The organism is Variovorax sp. PAMC28562 (genome assembly GCF_014303735.1).
In the GTDB taxonomy this organism is placed as follows: Bacteria; Pseudomonadota; Gammaproteobacteria; order Burkholderiales; family Burkholderiaceae_C; genus Variovorax.
This window is the reverse complement of sequence record NZ_CP060296.1, coordinates 2807543-2822703: the sequence shown is the minus strand read 5'-3', so window position 1 is coordinate 2822703 and position 15161 is coordinate 2807543. Positions and strand designations below refer to the sequence as shown.

At 63.0% G+C, this 15161-nt stretch carries 15 protein-coding genes; 3 read left to right on the top strand and 12 right to left on the bottom strand.

The features are described from left to right. Window positions 1-4: 4 nt before the first annotated feature. The 6 genes from H7F36_RS13375 to H7F36_RS22405 form a co-directional block, all read right to left on the bottom strand. Window positions 5-2689 carry a DUF6701 domain-containing protein gene (locus tag H7F36_RS13375; RefSeq protein WP_187051283.1) on the bottom strand — a complete coding sequence of 895 codons (2685 nt, stop codon included), beginning with the start codon at window positions 2687-2689 and terminating at the stop codon, window positions 5-7. Further along, window positions 2686-3117 (bottom strand): hypothetical protein, encoded by a 432-nt coding sequence (locus tag H7F36_RS13370; protein WP_187051282.1) that lies wholly within the window; start codon window positions 3115-3117, stop codon window positions 2686-2688. The genes H7F36_RS13375 and H7F36_RS13370 overlap by 4 nt, the downstream gene beginning before the upstream one ends. Then, complete coding sequence (locus H7F36_RS13365) at window positions 3114-3944, bottom strand: type II secretion system protein J (RefSeq protein WP_187051281.1); 831 nt, start codon at window positions 3942-3944, stop codon at window positions 3114-3116. The genes H7F36_RS13370 and H7F36_RS13365 overlap by 4 nt, the downstream gene beginning before the upstream one ends. 15 nt (window positions 3945-3959) lie before the next feature. Continuing rightward, window positions 3960-4424, bottom strand: coding sequence for a prepilin-type N-terminal cleavage/methylation domain-containing protein (locus H7F36_RS13360; RefSeq protein WP_222620379.1), 465 nt, complete (start codon window positions 4422-4424; stop codon window positions 3960-3962). Continuing rightward, window positions 4417-4851: a Tfp pilus assembly protein FimT/FimU gene (locus H7F36_RS13355; RefSeq protein WP_261802651.1), complete on the bottom strand. Its 435-nt coding sequence runs from the start codon at window positions 4849-4851 to the stop codon at window positions 4417-4419. Before H7F36_RS13355 ends, H7F36_RS13360 begins: the two co-directional genes overlap by 8 nt. A gap of 98 nt (window positions 4852-4949) precedes the next feature. Further along, the gene (locus tag H7F36_RS22405) at window positions 4950-5312 is read right to left on the bottom strand and encodes a type IV pilin protein (protein ID WP_187051278.1); all 363 of its coding nucleotides are present in this window, start codon (window positions 5310-5312) and stop codon (window positions 4950-4952) included. A gap of 345 nt (window positions 5313-5657) precedes the next feature. On the opposite strand from H7F36_RS22405, the gene H7F36_RS13345 reads away from it, so the two are divergent. The 3 genes from H7F36_RS13345 (at window position 5658) to H7F36_RS13335 (ending at window position 9318) form a co-directional block, all read left to right on the top strand. After that, entirely contained in the window at window positions 5658-7415 is a 1758-nt protein-coding gene (locus H7F36_RS13345) for a GspE/PulE family protein (protein ID WP_187051277.1), read from the top strand. Between the two features lie 56 nt (window positions 7416-7471). After that, window positions 7472-8644, top strand: coding sequence for a type II secretion system F family protein (locus tag H7F36_RS13340; protein ID WP_315971418.1), 1173 nt, complete (start codon window positions 7472-7474; stop codon window positions 8642-8644). A 236-nt stretch (window positions 8645-8880) separates the two neighbouring features. Beyond that, the gene (locus H7F36_RS13335; protein WP_187051275.1) at window positions 8881-9318 is read left to right on the top strand and encodes a response regulator transcription factor; all 438 of its coding nucleotides are present in this window, start codon (window positions 8881-8883) and stop codon (window positions 9316-9318) included. Here H7F36_RS13335 and H7F36_RS13330 read toward each other — a convergent pair. From H7F36_RS13330 to H7F36_RS13305, 6 genes are all read right to left on the bottom strand, one after another. Further along, complete coding sequence (locus tag H7F36_RS13330) at window positions 9269-9970, bottom strand: response regulator (protein WP_187051274.1); 702 nt, start codon at window positions 9968-9970, stop codon at window positions 9269-9271. The genes H7F36_RS13335 and H7F36_RS13330 overlap by 50 nt on opposite strands. A gap of 7 nt (window positions 9971-9977) precedes the next feature. Next, on the bottom strand, window positions 9978-11603 hold the full coding sequence (locus H7F36_RS13325) for an ATP-binding protein (protein WP_187051273.1): 1626 nt from the start codon (window positions 11601-11603) through the stop codon (window positions 9978-9980). A gap of 4 nt (window positions 11604-11607) precedes the next feature. Then, window positions 11608-11919: a hypothetical protein gene (locus tag H7F36_RS13320; protein WP_187051272.1), complete on the bottom strand. Its 312-nt coding sequence runs from the start codon at window positions 11917-11919 to the stop codon at window positions 11608-11610. Then, window positions 11910-12386 (bottom strand): ATP-binding protein, encoded by a 477-nt coding sequence (locus H7F36_RS13315; protein ID WP_187051271.1) that lies wholly within the window; start codon window positions 12384-12386, stop codon window positions 11910-11912. Before H7F36_RS13315 ends, H7F36_RS13320 begins: the two co-directional genes overlap by 10 nt. A 33-nt stretch (window positions 12387-12419) precedes the next feature. Continuing rightward, window positions 12420-13574: a porin gene (locus H7F36_RS13310; RefSeq protein WP_187051270.1), complete on the bottom strand. Its 1155-nt coding sequence runs from the start codon at window positions 13572-13574 to the stop codon at window positions 12420-12422. A 138-nt stretch (window positions 13575-13712) separates the two neighbouring features. After that, window positions 13713-15161, bottom strand: a complete 1449-nt coding sequence (locus H7F36_RS13305; RefSeq protein WP_261802271.1) for an efflux transporter outer membrane subunit — start codon at window positions 15159-15161, stop codon at window positions 13713-13715.

Sequence of the window (15161 nt, the reverse complement as noted above, 5' to 3'; positions counted from 1 at the left end):
GCTCTCAGTAGTTTTCACGTCTGTAGACCAGTGGCGACTTGAAGATGCCGAACGTGGCACGCGCTACCGGACTGTTGCCGAACCACGGAACGCGTGCTGCGGTGGCAGGCGACGCCGCGCTGCCCACGCAGGTGTTGCCGTAGGCGACGGTCGTCACGTTGACCTGAAGGTCCACGCTGCCTGCATTGCCGATGCCCGGCCGGGTCAGTACCAAACCGCCACCCGGCATTGCGCCAGACTGCAAGGTGAGGCTGCCGGCTGGGGACAGGCGTGTCGCGCAGGCGGATAACTGCTTGACGTAGTTGCCCATCACCACACTGGCCGCCGGAATTACCGTGCAACTGTCATCCACGTTGGTGACGTAATAGCCGCCCGCCGCCCAGTACTGTGCTTCGAGCGGGACGGGCAATGGGAGCAATTCAGAACCATAGGCGTTCTTCATTTGCAGCCGTCCGTAGCGCAGGCGAGCGCCGTTACCCACTGCCGCGTTGCCACTGACACCAGCTTCACCATCGGAGGGCGCTGCACTGACCGTGATGACGGTTTCTGCAGCAGGTGCATCGGGCCGACCGACCTGATGCCGGGCCGACACCCTGGCGACGCCCTGGCCCCAGGTACCGACGGGCGCCGCGGCGCCACTGGTCAGCGTCGACCCAATGGGCAGCGGCGTCGCGCTGAAACCGTAGTTGGCGTAGCGGGTCAGATCGAGCCTGGCAAAAGCGCCCGAATAGTTTTGCGTCGTGCTGCCGGCCGAGTTCCTGGCCGTGACTGTGAACGCCGTGGCAAAGCCGTCTTGTCCGAAGTAGCTGAAGGCGGTGTTGGCCGTACACGCCGCAGTCAGCGCCGGCAAGCCCACCTCGAAATGATCCGGAGAAAACCGGCCGACCGACAACACCGCCTGGTTGGCCACGCTGCATCCGTATCTGCCATTGACCAGGGTGTCCGCCAAATTCTGATCATCGGCCGTGCTGGCGATGCAGTCCCCGTTGCCACTGTCGACCAGGGTGAACAGATCGTCGCGGTAGGCGCCTGCCGCCAGATAGAGGTAGCCCACTTCGCTGTAGGTCGCGTTGGCGGCGGGCGCGTTGGCGACCAGCGTGGATGGCGCGAGAACGCCGACCACGCCTCCGCCCTGAACGGTCACGTCCTGCGCGGGGTTCTGCGCGGTCAATTTGCTCGCATCGAGTGTCAACGTGCCTGCATAGCCGTTTGCACCTTGCGTGCTGGCGGAAAGACCGAAGGCGGCGCCAGCCTTGATCGCCGGCAACGCAGCGGCAGACGGCGCGTTGGCAGCCGGTGTCGCCATCAACGCGATGGCAGGAGGCCGCACTGCGAAGTTGTCGCCCGAACAGCCCACGATGCTGGGTGACTGCGTGGCGTCGGTAATGCGGCAGCGCAAATTTCCGTAGGCTCGGCCAAGCGTCACGGAGGCCGTTTTGCGCCCCGAATCGGTCGCGCCGAAAGTCAGCGTCTGGGAAACGCCTGGGCTCAGCGCGGCACGACTGCTGCAAGCGGTCGTGCCGGTGCCGTCGACCAGTTCCAGCGTGACGGCCTTGCTGGGCCCGGCGGCGTAGCCTGTCGCGCGCGCGCCATCCGATTTGATTGCCGCAACATCGAACGTGAAGGCCGTGCCAGCCAGCTTGGTGTAGAGCGAATTTCGAAGTCCGGAATTGGCGACGGTGTTGTTGTAGGTCGCGCCCGTTTCCAGGCAGTCGAAACTGGCCACGGTCGAGGGCGCGGCAGGACAAATCAACGGCCCGGGAGTGACGCCCGAATTGTCTGTAAGGCAACTGGCGTCCTTGCCATTGCAGCAAATCGCATAGACCCGGCCGCCACCACCCAGCGTGATGGCCCCGGCCCCGTTCATTGCAATGAGCCCGTCGACCCGGCCGTCGGCACCGAGGGTGGTCGCACCGATTTGCGTCGTCACGTTGCCGCTGACGTGACTGTTCGCACCCAATGTGACGCCCCCCGTGTCTCCGACGGAGACCGAGCCACCCACGGTACTGTTGGCACCCAGAGTGACGGCATCGCTGACCGTGCTGATGCTGCCGCCCGTCGCAGCCGAGTCACCCAGGGTGACGTAGCCTCCGCCGACGACCGTGATGGGTCCGCCCACTCGCGCCGACGCTCCGAGCACGACATACCCTTGATCGCGCGTGCTGACAGACCCCGATACCGCCGCTGAAACTCCCAGCGTCACATAGCCGGTCAGCGTGCTGATGTTGCCGCCCATCCGGGTCGATGCACCCAGCGTCACGTAGCCGGTTTGCGTACCGATGTTGCCGCTGAGGTTGCTGCCCTCGCCGACGGCGACCGCTCCGGCACCGAGCGTTTGCACGGTCGCGTTCATCGTCGAGCCGGCGCCCAGCGTCAAGGCACCGTTCACCACCAGAGTCAGGTTGGACGCTGCCGAACCCGCATTCAACAACACGCCTGCGCCGCCACCGAATGCGCCACTGAAGGTGATCTTTGCCGGCGTTGGTGCGGCAATGGTGACGGTGTCGCCCGCTGCCAGTGCCAACGCACCACATGCGTAATTGCCACCGGAGTTGTCGACGCAGCCTATCGGCATATTTCCGGGGAAGACATAGTCCAGCGCGTACGCAGGAAGCGCGCACACCATCAGCACCGCCGCGCCAACCAAACGCCACGGCCAAAACCTGCGCGCGACTGAACGTGTCTTCATCGCTCGAACGACGCCGACACGCTGCGCTCGACAAAGCCGACATCGCCGACCGCGGCGCCGACAGGGGATGCAACGGAGGTCATCTGAAATATGCGGATGTTTGCACCTGCCTCGCTATACGTCTGTGCGGTGCAGGTGACAACCAGCGAGAACCCGTCCAGCTGTGCGGGCGCCGCAGTTGTCGGGCAGGTGGGTGCCGGCGTCGTTGCAGGCGCCACCGGTGCTGTCGCGTTGACGGCAGCGACCACCCATTCCAGCCCCGCCCGCGAGGCCCAGTAAGCGCGCGAGCCCTGAATGTCCTGTGCCGAGGTGAGCTGCGCCGTATTGGAAATCGTCACCATGAAGCCGCCAAGCGCGGCCAGCGCGACAATCAGGAACAGCGCGGCGACAACGGCAAAGCCGCGCTGCGAGCGTGCTGCGGTCTTCATGGCGTGTTGCTGACGTGGATGTCGTCGAGCAGGCTCACGGTCTCTCCATGGTCCGTGAACTCGATGACCACTCGCGCCAGCGCGTTGCGCTCCTGATTCGAGCCGCTGTAGAAGAACTGGCAGGCGCTGACATGGCGCGCCAGGATGGCGCCGGTCGTCGGGCAGCTGCTGGAAAAAGTCGTGCTGGCCGTCCGGTAGACATTGCCGTCCCGGCACACGTAGGCCACTACTTTCTCTGCTGCGGGGATCACCTGAAAGCGCTTGCTGGCGGACTCCAGTGGAAACTGTTTCGCAGAAATTGCGATGCCGGTTTCGACGGGTGCCGCGGACTCGCCGGTCACGGCGGTCACCATGGCCGTGTTGCTCTCCTGGTAGGCATCGGCGCCCGCAATGCCGAGGTTGTAAACGGCGATGACATCGCCCGCAACGATCCGCTGATCGACCGGTAGCGCGGCGTTGCTGCCGAGCATGTTGAAGCTGGTGTCCGGAGTGGAAAAGTCTAATTTGTCACCATTCCCTGCAGCATCGGTATCGGCCCGATACCGGCCCCCCGTTTTGGTCGGAATGAATTCCAGGCATTGACCGGCTGGCGTCGTCGAAGGCGTGCGAATGCTGTTCGGCAGCGCGTTGTGCAGATCTCGGCCCATGCGACGCAGCGTCGTATCGGCCACATCGGTCAGTGCCGCGCGCCGGGCGCTGGCGAAGTAGGCGTCGATCGGGCCCTTCACGAAAACAGCCACCGTCGCACCGATGACCCCCATCAAGACGATGACCATCGTCAACTCGATGAGCGTGAAGCCGCCTCCATGGCGCGCGCGGGAACTCATGGGCAATGACCTTTTCTAGTAATTGCTGCGGTAGCCGGACAGGCTCACTGCGCCCCCCGGACCGGTGACCGACACGGTGATCTTTTTGACGGCTATACCGTTGAGGTCGGAACTGGAGACCACCGTGGTGGCCGGCGCCACGTTGTAGCTGGCCAAACCTGCCATCGGGACACCCGCCTGGTCCACGATGCCCGCGCTGGTGCCGTAGCCGGCGTAGTCATCGACGTCGTCGAACTCGGCTCGCGAAGTCCCGGAATACCCTTCCGGAGGATTGCTGTAACTCTTGAGGAGGATTTCTTCCAGCAACGATTCCGCTACGGCCATCGTCTGCTTGCGCACCATCGGGTCTGCGCTGGACTTTACGACCGTGTTCATGACCGAAAGGATGCCGGCCAGGCCCGCACTCACGATCACGATGAAGATGACGAGTTCGACCAGCGTGAAGCCGTGCTGCGAGACCGCCCGCACCGGGCTATTCATGCACATAGCCGGTCGAAGCCTCCACCGTGATGACGCTGTCCATGCTGCTGATCTGTAGCACTTGGCTTGCCAATGGCGCACCCGAGGCATCTACCGGCTGGCCCAGTCCGTTGAAATTGAAATCGACGGGAATTGCGCTGTACGAAGCGCCCCCTTTGCCACTGACCGTGCCAGGTACGTCGCCAGAAGGCCCGCGCAACGGCGTATCGCAGGTGGTGTGCGCAGGCAAAGCGCTGATAGTCAACGAGGCTGAATCGATCGTGAACGCAACACACACGACGCGACGCTGTGCAATGGCCGTTTTTTGCGCATATCGCAAAAGCGACAATGTTTCGTCCTGCAGACCCCGTGCGTTGAAAGCAGAAGTATTGAACATGCGTGGTGCGACGAATATTGACAATGCGCTCACCAGCACCACGACCGTCACCAATTCAATCAGCGTAAAACCGTAGCTGGGCTTGAAGCGGCGTGACTTGCATCGCACGGCTTCAGATGCAACAGATTTCCAGCAAGCTTTGATTACAACTAATTACTCATCGACCAATCGACAGGTGGGGTGGAATTGCCGTCTGTATTGGTCACTTGGCAGGCAGGAGCTGTTCCGGTGATCCCAAAATTCGATGGGGGGGTGTGAGTCAGCAGCGCGCTCACGCCTGCACACGTTGTCACCAGAGCAGTGGCCGAATTAGCGCGGTTGGCGGCGTAGTTGATCGCCGAAGCCGAAGCCAACGCGCCAGCGACGCCCTTGGATGCCGCAGTGGCAGCGTCAGTCTTGAATTCGATATATTTTGGAATGGCGACAGCGGACAAAATTCCGATCAGTACCACGACGATGACAAGCTCGATCAGGGTAAAGCCGCTCTGGCGACCCCGTTGTGTTTTATTCATGAAGTTTTCAGTTTTTAAAAAGGAATATTGCTTATGACGACGGTGCAGCAGATACGCGTCTAGAGCAACGAATTTTAAGTAACAACTATATTTAGATTGTTAAATTTACATCTTGTTTCATAGATTGTCGTAATCCGATTTAATTGACTACTTATGGCTTCAATTTCTAACTTTTGTTAAGAAAAAAGTCTGATATTTATGTATTATTTATTGCTCTATTGAAAGATTTGAAAAGAAATATTTTCAAATAATTCACGGATTTTGTATTGCTGTTCGCAAACATGGAGGGAGATTTGGCGGCTAAGACTTATGCTGCATTAGAAATGGACCATCAAAAGCTGACCCATGAGCAAAATAGACGCTCCCTTCGCGCAGGGTGGCCCCACCGTGCTGCGACGCAACGAAAAAGCGCGGCTGGGTGAACTGCTGCTCGCGCAGGGCCTGATCTCGACCGAGCAACTTCAACAGGTGCTCGGGCAGCAAAGACAGACCGGCAAGAAGTTGGGTCGGCTGCTGATCGACACCGGAGTCCTGACCGAAGAACTCTTGGCTCAGGGGTTGGCCCGACAGTTGGGCATCGCGTTCGTCGACCTGAAAACGTTCGCTTTTCGTTCGACCGTCGTGCATCTTTTGCCGGAGTCTGCCGCCCGTCGTTTTCGCGCTCTGGTGTTGGACGACCAACGCGGCACTTTGCTGGTCGGTCTGGGCGATCCGCTCGACCTTTCTGCATTCGACGAACTCAGCCGGATTCTCCAGCGCCCGATTACCGTGGCCGCAGTCGCCGAAGGGCAACTGGCGTTGTCAATCGATCGCCTCTACCGGCGCACCGAAGAGATCAGCACCTTCGCGCGGGAACTCGAACAGGACACCGACGAGGTGGTGGTGGACTTCGGCCAGCTGACGGTCGCGGTCGGTACGCAGGGCGCGCCGGTGGTGCGGCTTTTACAGTCCCTCTTCGAAGATGCCATTCATGTCGGCGCCTCCGACGTGCATATCGAACCGCGGGAAACGGAGCTGATGATCCGGCTCCGGGTCGACGGCACGCTGCAAACGCAAATGCAGGCCGACAAACGCATTGCCAGCCCGGTAGTGCAGCGACTCAAGCTCATGGCCGGCCTCGATATTTCCGAGAAGCGCCTGCCGCAGGACGGGCGCTTCAGCGTCCGGCTGAAAGAGCACACCATCGATGTGCGCCTGTCGACTTTGCCCACGACATATGGCGAAGCCGTGGTCATGCGGCTGCTCGATCAGCGTGCCGGCATGCGTCGACTGGACCGCATCGGCATACCGAAAGACATGCTCGAACAGTTTCGAGAAGTGCTGGGGCGCAGCGCGGGCATGGTGCTGGTGACCGGGCCAACGGGCTCCGGAAAAACGACCACGCTGTACGCGGCGCTCACAGAAATCGACGTCACCCAACTGAAGGTCATCACTGTCGAAGATCCTGTCGAATATCGACTGCCCGGCATCACCCAGGTACAGGTCAACGACAAGATCGATTTCACGTTTTCGAGGGTCTTGCGCGCCGCATTGCGGCAAGACCCCGATGTGATTCTCGTCGGCGAAATGCGCGACCCCGAAACCGCCGAGATCGGTCTTCGGGCCGCCATCACCGGACATCTGGTTTTGTCCACCCTCCACACGCGAGACGCAGCCACCACGCCGTTTCGTTTGCTGGACATGGGCGTGCCACCTTTCATGGTGGCCACCTCGCTTCAAGCGGTCATCGCACAGCGACTGGTGCGGCTCAACTGCATGGATTGCGCGCAGCCACAGACTCCCACGCCACAGGAACAATCGTGGCTCAGCGCCATGGGTGCGGTGGACGAGGGACTTTCGGCCCGACGCGGTACCGGATGCTCGGCCTGCCATGCAACCGGATATGCAGGACGGATGGGCGTCTACGAGCTGTTGGTGATGGACCCGGTATTGACCGAAGCCATCCTGCGCTCCGACCCCGTCGCATTCTCCAAAGCCGCACGCGAGCGGATGCTTGGCAAGACCGTGGCGCACCAGACTCTGGCGTTGGTGCGCCAGGGCCGCACTTCATTGGCAGAAGCGTTGCGCGTCGGCTTCGACACCGGCGAGGAAGAGAACTCCTAGTGGCAATGTACGCATGGCGTGGGCGCAACGCCCGCGGGGAAACGGTCCAGGGGCAAATGGACGCGCTGACGGAAGGCGTCGTCGCCGATGAACTCATGGCCATCGGGGTCGCTCCGGTCCAAATTGCCGCAGTTGCCAAGGTCGTGACCGACAGCACCAGCTGGCTGGCACGCTTCAACCAGAAACCGATCGTGGTGGAAGACATCCTCGTGTTCTCGCGTCAGATGCACACGCTCAGCAAAGCGGGCGTTCCCATCTTCAGGGCCTTCGCAGGACTGGAGGCTTCGGCAAGCAAACCGACCATGATCGCGATGCTGCAGGACATTCGCTCGAGCCTTGACCAGGGCCGCGAACTTTCGGCCGCCATGGCGCGACATCCGAAAGCGTTCAGTGCTTTTTATGTCGCGATGGTGCAGGTCGGCGAAATGACCGGGCGCCTGGCCGAAGTGTTCTTGAACCTGCACGAGCAGCTGGAATTCGATCGGGATGTGCGTGAGCGCGTCAAACAGGCCATGCGTTACCCGATGTTCGTCATGGTGGCGATGGCGGTCGCAGTTGTGATCCTCACGGTATTCGTCATCCCGGTCTTCGCTCAGGTTTTCGAAGGTTTTCATGCGCAGTTGCCGCTGCTTACGCGCGCGCTGCTGGGGTTTTCCGGCTGGATGGTCTCGTGGTGGCCGCTGCTGTTGCTTGCTGGAATGGCGGGCAGCCTCGCGATCAAAAGCTATCTGCGCACTCCGGCCGGACGTTACCGCTGGGACGCACTCAAACTGCGTTTGCCCATCGTCGGGGACATTCTTCTCAAAGGTGCACTGGCTCGTTTTGCCCGAAGCTTTGCCCTGGCGATTCAAAGCAGCGTGCCGCTGGTGCCGGCTTTGAACGTGGTTGCGCTGACCGTCGACAACGACTTCATCAGCAGCCGCATCAAGCAGATGCGCGATGGCATCGAACATGGCAGCAGCATCTCGAGCTGCGCAGCCGGTACGGGCGTCTTCACGCCGTTGGTTCTGCAGATGATGGCAGTCGGCGAGGAAACCGGAGAACTCGACTCCTTGATGTTCGAGATAGCCAGTATGTATGAGCAGCAAACCGACTACAGCGTCAAAGGCTTGGCCGCGGCCATCGAACCGATCTTGCTGGTTGTCATTGCCGTGCTTGTGCTGCTGCTCGCACTGGGCGTTTTTCTACCGCTGTGGAGTCTCGGACAGGCGGCGACCGGCCGAGGCTGACCACGCCTGCACAACAGGCGCGTGTCCCTTGCAGAGCGAATCAGCATTCCCTTCCGCCGTTGCTCGGCGCGCGATCGAAATCAGTGGGCTTTCAACTGGTTGCACGATGTCTGCTCAAACAAACGTTCCATGCGCTCAGACAAACGACGACCGCCGCAACGATCTCAACAATGACGAATGCCTAGCAATTTCTCTGCGTCTCCAGCGTCGCTTCTTCGATGTCATCGGAGCAGACGATGCGCGTAGCCATCTTGGAAGACGAACCGATCCAGATGCAACTGATGGTTGCGACCCTCGAGAATTTTGGTGCGACTGACGACGATGCCATCAACTGCTCTCAATTCACGGACGGCGAATCGCTTCGCACTGCGCTCCTTACCGACCCGTTCGACCTGCTGATACTCGACTGGAATTTCAATCCCACGAACGGCCTCGACCTGGTGCGCTGGATGCGTGAAAAAGGAAGCGGCCGCGAGAACGGAAAAGCCCTTGCCGAACTGCCCGTTATCGTCGTGAGCGCACGCAGCACGGCAGGCGATTCAGCGGAAGCGCTGGCCGGTGGCGCCGACGATTACATCGCCAAGCCGTTCCGGCGCGGAGAGCTGCTCGGACGCGTGCAACAACTCATGAACTTGGTGCCTCAAAAGCAAAGCCGATCCCATACACCGACCTGATCCAGTCGTGCTCCGGTGCCGCTGCCGACAGCTTGCGCCGCAGGTTCTTGATGTGGCTGTCGACCGCGCGCTCGGTCACATCGGCGGTGTCGTCGTAAGCCAGTTCGAGCAATCGGGCGCGCGAGAAGATGCGGCCCGGATGCCGAGCCAGCGCCTGCAACAGGCCGAACTCCCGGCGCGTCAGATTCAGCGGTATGCCATGCAGCGATGCGCGCCAGTGCACATCATCGAGCAACAGGGCGCGACCACGCTCCGTGGTACCGCCAGCCCCGCGGCGTTCTGCGCTTTCGCTGGTTGTTCGACGCAGCACCGCACGCACTCGCGCCACCACTTCGCGCGGAGAGAACGGCTTGCACACGTAGTCGTCGGCACCCGCTTCCAGCCCCACCAGCCGGTCTATTTCTTCGATGCGCGCGGTCAGCATGATGATCGGATGCAGCGTGTGCGTGCGCGCCTGCTTCAGCACCTGCAGGCCGTCGACCCGAGGCAGCATGACGTCGAGCAGGGTGAGGTCGGGAGGCGCAGCGAGCATGCGCTCCAGCGCGGTCTGGCCATCGGCGACGTGCTCCGTTTCGTAGCCCGCATGGTGCAGATAGTCTTGCAGCACCGACGCGATGTCGGGCTCGTCTTCGACGATGAGGATGCGGGTCATGTCGCACTCATGTTGCAGCGACCACGGGCAACGACACGGTGATGCGGAGCCCGCCCTGCGGCGATGCAGAAGCATCGATGGTGCCGCCATGCGCTTCGACCGTCGCGCGGCAAATCGACAGACCGAGACCCGAACCACCCGTCGCGCGACTGCGCGAGGTTTCACCGCGGAACAGGCGCTCGAACAATCGCGGCAGTTCGGCCTCCGACACGCCAGGTGCGCTGTCGTCGAAGTGCAGCACCAGTTGGTCGATCGCCTCGGAGGCTGCGGCAGCGGCCGATGAATGGACAAGTGCCCCGATGCGCAGTTCGCCCGGTGCATCGGTGTACGCCAGCGTGTTGTCGAGCAGATTCATAAAGACAAGATGCAAGCGCCGCGCATCGCCCTCCATCACCGGTTGGGCCGAGGCGGCCAGCGCATCCACCGCCCGCGTGTCGACACGAATGCGCGACCGTGCAAAGCGGTCTGCCGACAGCGTGACCGCCTCTTTCAACAACGCCAGCGGAAACAGCGGGGCGACCGTCAGCGGCTCGCCTTGCGGGTCGCGCATGCTGCTGCGCAGATCGTCTACCAGTTGGCCCAGTCGCATGACCTGCCGATGCAGCCGCAACGCGGTGCGGTCGTCGAAAGTGCGCACGCCGTCTTGCAGCGCTTCGATCTCGGCACGCATGGCCGCGAGTGGCGTGCGCAGCTCATGCGCAACGTCGGCGAGCCACGCCCGACGCGACGTTTCGCTCGTGTCGAGGCGCTCGGCCATGTCGTTGAAGGTGCGGCCGAGCAGCGCGAGTTCGTCGCTGCCCGGGACCAGCACGCGCGTACCCGAGCGGCCGCGCGCGATGTCCTGCGCACCCTGCGTGAGCGCGTCGATCGGGCCGAGCCAGCGCCGCCCGAGCAGCCACGACAGGCCGAGCGCCAGGATCAAGCCAGCGATCGCCGTCAGCGCGACCACGCTCGACTGCCGCGCGATGAATGCGCGATCGGCTTCGCTGTCCAGGCCCTCGACCGGCGCAAGCACCAGGTAGCCGACCACGTCGCTGCCGCGCTTGATCTTCAGCCGCGCGGCCGATGCGTTGTCCACGGTAGCCCCGACCACACGGACGCCCGCCGCATCGACCACGCCGAGCCGTTGGTAGATCGAATCGGCCGCCTCGCGCGGATCCGGGGAGAGCCAGGGTGGCGGCGGTGGTGCATAGCGCCGCGGCAGCAAGTCGAGCTGCGGCGACGGCATCGGCGGCCCACCCTCGCCGTCAAAGGAGCCATAGCCATTGCCGTTGTTCGCACCGTTGCTCGCGCCGTCCCCGCCCTGCGGCCACTGGCGACGCGCATACCAGGGCGGCAGTCGGCTGTCTTCCTTGACGCCTGTGCTGCTGCGCGACTCGCTCGAAAAGCCCAGTTGCAACCGATGCCACGCTTCGTCTTCGTTGCGCAGCTTGTTCCAGTTGCCATTGACGACATAGTGCTTCTGCAGCAACTGCGCGAGCCAGTCCATGCGGCGGATTTCGATCTCCGCCACGTACGGCCCCATGCCCCTTTGCAAGCCGAAGATCGAGAAGCCCGAAAAAATAAGCAGCAGCATCACCAGCAATGCGGCAAGGGCGAAAAATATCTTTCTGGAGAGCGTCAGGCGGGGCATCGGTTCATTCGGTGCATAGCCCATTTTGCAGAATGCACAGGTCGCGACCGGCCCTGCTTGTCTGCTGGTTGTCGTATGGGTTGTCGTGTGGGTTGCCGAAGCGTTTGGCATAGCCTCCGACAGTGCGGCCAGTGTTCATGATCGGCGCCAGCGTCGACAGCCTGGCGTTGCCGCTGCGCGCCCGGTCAGCCTCGCTGCCGCCGCCATCGTCGGCGTCGCATTCGCCACACCCGATCACGGCGCAGAACACCACGGTGCCCAGCACGCCGACCGCGCAACGCCGCACGGAAATCTGCGAGTGCATCGTCATTGCCATGCCGCGGACAGCGAGGGCCGCAGCGGCAACCGCAGCGTGAGTCCGAGACTGCCCAGCGACGAAGGCGCCGCATAGATGCGCCCGCCATGTCGATGCACGATGTACTCGCAGGCCCGCACGCAGCCTGCGGTGCGCTCGTCGGGCTTGCCGAAGAGTTGCGCCAGCCCGGTGGTGCAGGCATCGCGCCCCACGTCCATGAAGTGCACCACCGCACGCGAACCCTCGGAGCGCGCCAGCAGTTGCAGCGTACCGCCGCCCTGCATCGCGAGGCAGGCGATACGCGAGACGTTGGCCAGCAGCAGCTCCCACTCATGATCGCCCACGTCGACGGGCAAGGGTTCGTCGGGCAGGCGCTGGTCGAGCGCGATGCCGTTGGCCTGCAATAGAGTCATGCAGGCCGGCGGCACGTCGCGCAGCATCTGGCAGAGGTCCATCCGGGTCGATGGCGGTGATGGATGTGTTTGCATCTCGCGCTCCTTGTGCATTCGATTCGTCGCGATTCAGAACGAGTGGCGAATGCCGAAGTCGTACCCCGTCGACGAACGCGGCAAGCTGGTAAAGCCGACTGCGCTGCTGCCGCCCGCGGTGATCGCGGAGCTCAGGCTGCCGCTGTAGAGCGCATCGTTGCGGTTGTCGACGCGTGCCACCGTGGCGTAGAGCGCGGTGCGCTTCGACAGGTTGTGCACGTAACCCAACGCGAGCTTCTGAACATGCGGATCGCTGCCCGTCAGACCGCTAGCGCCCTCGTCATAGCGCACCGCGGAATACGAAGCGCGGATCAGGCCCGGCCCGACCGGCACGCTGGCGCCGAGCAGATAGCCGTTGTAGCTGTCGCGCGATGTGGCGAGTGCAGTTACGAATCGGTTGCGCACGCTCGACAGCTCTCCGAAGAGCTTGACCGGGCCAAAGTCGTACGAAGCACCGAGGTTGGCGGTCCTTACCGTGCGCGTGAGCGCGGTGGTGTCGATGACGGTGTTTTCTCCGAGCGACACGGCAACGTCGAGCGGGCCGTTGGCGTAGCCGAAGCGGCCGCCGACGTAACGGCCGGCGTTGCTGTTGGTCGATGCGACAAGTGCGGTCGTGCTGTTGTCGGTGTTCTCATTCAGGCTGTACTGCACCTGGCCATAGAAGCCACCCAGGTTCGGCGGCAAGAAGTAGCCGACCATGTTGCTGGCGCGAATGTAGTTGGGATTGGCGAGGTTGGTGCTCCCGCTCACCGACGAGATCACGCTGGTGCCGGAGCCGGTGGTGCCGAACGGATCGAACACGGTGTCGTTCCAGTAGGTGGCCGTGTAGTCGCGCCCTAGGCGCAGTTCGCCGAAGCCGTTGGCAAGGCTCACCGTAGAGCGTCGGTTGAAGGCGCCGATGCCGGTCGATCCGTCGTCGTTGCTGATGGCCGACTCGAGCCAGAAACTGGCAGACAAGCCGCCGCCCAGATCTTCCGTGCCACGAAAGCCGAGGCGGCTCGCGTTGTAGCCGGAATTGGCTAGGCTCCACTGGCTTTGCCTGGAGCTGGCACCGGTCACCGCATCGCGCGATGTGGCCGATTGGTAGCTGACGGCCGCATCCACCACGCCGAACAGTGTGACGGACGACTGCGCCGATGCCAAACCAGTGACGGCCAACGCGGCGAGCGCCGCAAGGGACTTTTTCATTCAGTTCTCCGAATCAAGCGAGGTGCTTCAGGCGCAGCCGGTTGGCAGTGCCCTGGCAACCGCTGCGATGCAACGGCAACTGAATGGTGGAATCCAAATGCGGAGGTAATTGGGAGGCGGTGCCACCGCCTTCGGTCTTTACTGTGGAGCGGCCGTTGCGGGTGGCACGGTCAGCCAGCTGGCTTCCCACCCGCCACCGAGGTTCTGGATCAGCGCCACCGCTGCGTTCTGTCGATTGACCTGCAACTGCACCAGCGTGCGGCGAGCGTTCAACGCAGCGGCCTGCGCGGTGACGACATCGGTGTAGCTCACTTGGGCAGCGCGATAGCGGTTGAGCAACTGCTGCTCGGTCTTGTCGGCAGCGAGCGAGGCCTGCAGGCGCAAGCCCTCCTGTTGGCCCAGCGTAGCGGCCGCGGTCAACTGGTCTTCCACGGACTGAAAGGCGGTCAGCACGGTTTGCCTGTAACGCGCGACGCTGGCGTCGTAGCTGCCCTTGGCCTCGTCGACGCGCGCGCTGATCGCACCGCCATCGAACACCACCTGCGCGACCGACAACCCGAGCGACCACAGCGTGTTCGATGCGCTGAACAAATCGCCAACGCGGCTGGCCGAACTGCCGACCGAACCGCTCAGGCCGAAGCTGGGAAAGTACGCCGTTCGCGCGACGCCGATCTGCGCGTTGGCCGAGGCGACTGCGCGCTCCGCGGCGGCGATATCGGGCCGGCGTTGCAGCAATGTCGACGGCACGCTGACAGGTACGCCAGGCACCGTCGGCGTCCACTTGGAAGCCGGCAGGCTGAAGTCGTTGGGCGCGGAACCGACAAGCACCGCGATGGCGTGTTCGTACGTCGCGCGATTGCGCGTCAACGACACGCGATCGGCGCGCGTGCTGAGCAATTGCGTCTGCGCCTGCAACACGTCGGTTTGCGCGGAGATGCCGGCCTGATAGCGGTTGTTGGTGATCTGGTAGGCGCGCTCGTAGCCGGCGATCGTTTCGTCGAGCAGCACGATCTCCGCATCGGTCTCGCGCAGCGAAAAGTAGTTGGTCACCAGATTGCCGATGGCCGACAGCCGCGCCGAAGCAAGGTCGGCCTCGCTTGCCTGCGCGCCGGCTTGGGCGCTCGTCACTGCTTGCCGCAAGCGGCCCCACACGTCGGGTGCCCAGTCGACACCCAGCGTCGCCGAGAACGCGTTGGTCGGCGTCGTTCCGGAACTGCTCGAACGCAGCGCACCGCTTCGGCGCCCGCTGCCATCGACGCTCACCTGCGGAAGCAGCGCGGCGCGTTGCTCGCGCACCAGCGCTTGTGCCTGCGCGTAGTTCCCGACGGCGGCAGCGATGTTCTGGTTCGATACCTGCACGCGGGTGGCAAGTTCGTCGAGGTTGGCATCGTTGAAGAGCTTCCACCACTCGCCACGATCGAGTGCGTCGGCCGGCGCGGCTGGCAGCCAGCCGGCGGCTGCAGGTGCCTCTTTGAAGGCGCCGGGGTTGGCGGCAGTGGGCGTTTCGTAGCGCGGGCCGATCGCGCAACCGGTGAGCGACAACACCAGCACGCACACGGCGCTCAGAGAGAAAGGAAAGGATGGCAT

Coding starts and splice junctions, on each gene's coding strand:
- H7F36_RS13375 (WP_187051283.1), bottom strand. CDS start 2,689: ATGAAGACACGTTCAGTCGCGCGCAGGTTTTGGCCGTGGCGTTTGGTT.
- H7F36_RS13370 (WP_187051282.1), bottom strand. CDS start 3,117: ATGAAGACCGCAGCACGCTCGCAGCGCGGCTTTGCCGTTGTCGCCGCG.
- H7F36_RS13365 (WP_187051281.1), bottom strand. CDS start 3,944: ATGAGTTCCCGCGCGCGCCATGGAGGCGGCTTCACGCTCATCGAGTTG.
- H7F36_RS13360 (WP_222620379.1), bottom strand. CDS start 4,424: ATGAATAGCCCGGTGCGGGCGGTCTCGCAGCACGGCTTCACGCTGGTC.
- H7F36_RS22405 (WP_187051278.1), bottom strand. CDS start 5,312: ATGAATAAAACACAACGGGGTCGCCAGAGCGGCTTTACCCTGATCGAG.
- H7F36_RS13345 (WP_187051277.1), top strand. CDS start 5,658: ATGAGCAAAATAGACGCTCCCTTCGCGCAGGGTGGCCCCACCGTGCTG.
- H7F36_RS13340 (WP_315971418.1), top strand. CDS start 7,472: ATGGACGCGCTGACGGAAGGCGTCGTCGCCGATGAACTCATGGCCATC.
- H7F36_RS13335 (WP_187051275.1), top strand. CDS start 8,881: ATGCGCGTAGCCATCTTGGAAGACGAACCGATCCAGATGCAACTGATG.
- H7F36_RS13330 (WP_187051274.1), bottom strand. CDS start 9,970: ATGACCCGCATCCTCATCGTCGAAGACGAGCCCGACATCGCGTCGGTG.
- H7F36_RS13325 (WP_187051273.1), bottom strand. CDS start 11,603: ATGCCCCGCCTGACGCTCTCCAGAAAGATATTTTTCGCCCTTGCCGCA.
- H7F36_RS13320 (WP_187051272.1), bottom strand. CDS start 11,919: ATGGCAATGACGATGCACTCGCAGATTTCCGTGCGGCGTTGCGCGGTC.
- H7F36_RS13315 (WP_187051271.1), bottom strand. CDS start 12,386: ATGCAAACACATCCATCACCGCCATCGACCCGGATGGACCTCTGCCAG.
- H7F36_RS13310 (WP_187051270.1), bottom strand. CDS start 13,574: ATGAAAAAGTCCCTTGCGGCGCTCGCCGCGTTGGCCGTCACTGGTTTG.
- H7F36_RS13305 (WP_261802271.1), bottom strand. CDS start 15,161: ATGCCATCCTTTCCTTTCTCTCTGAGCGCCGTGTGCGTGCTGGTGTTG.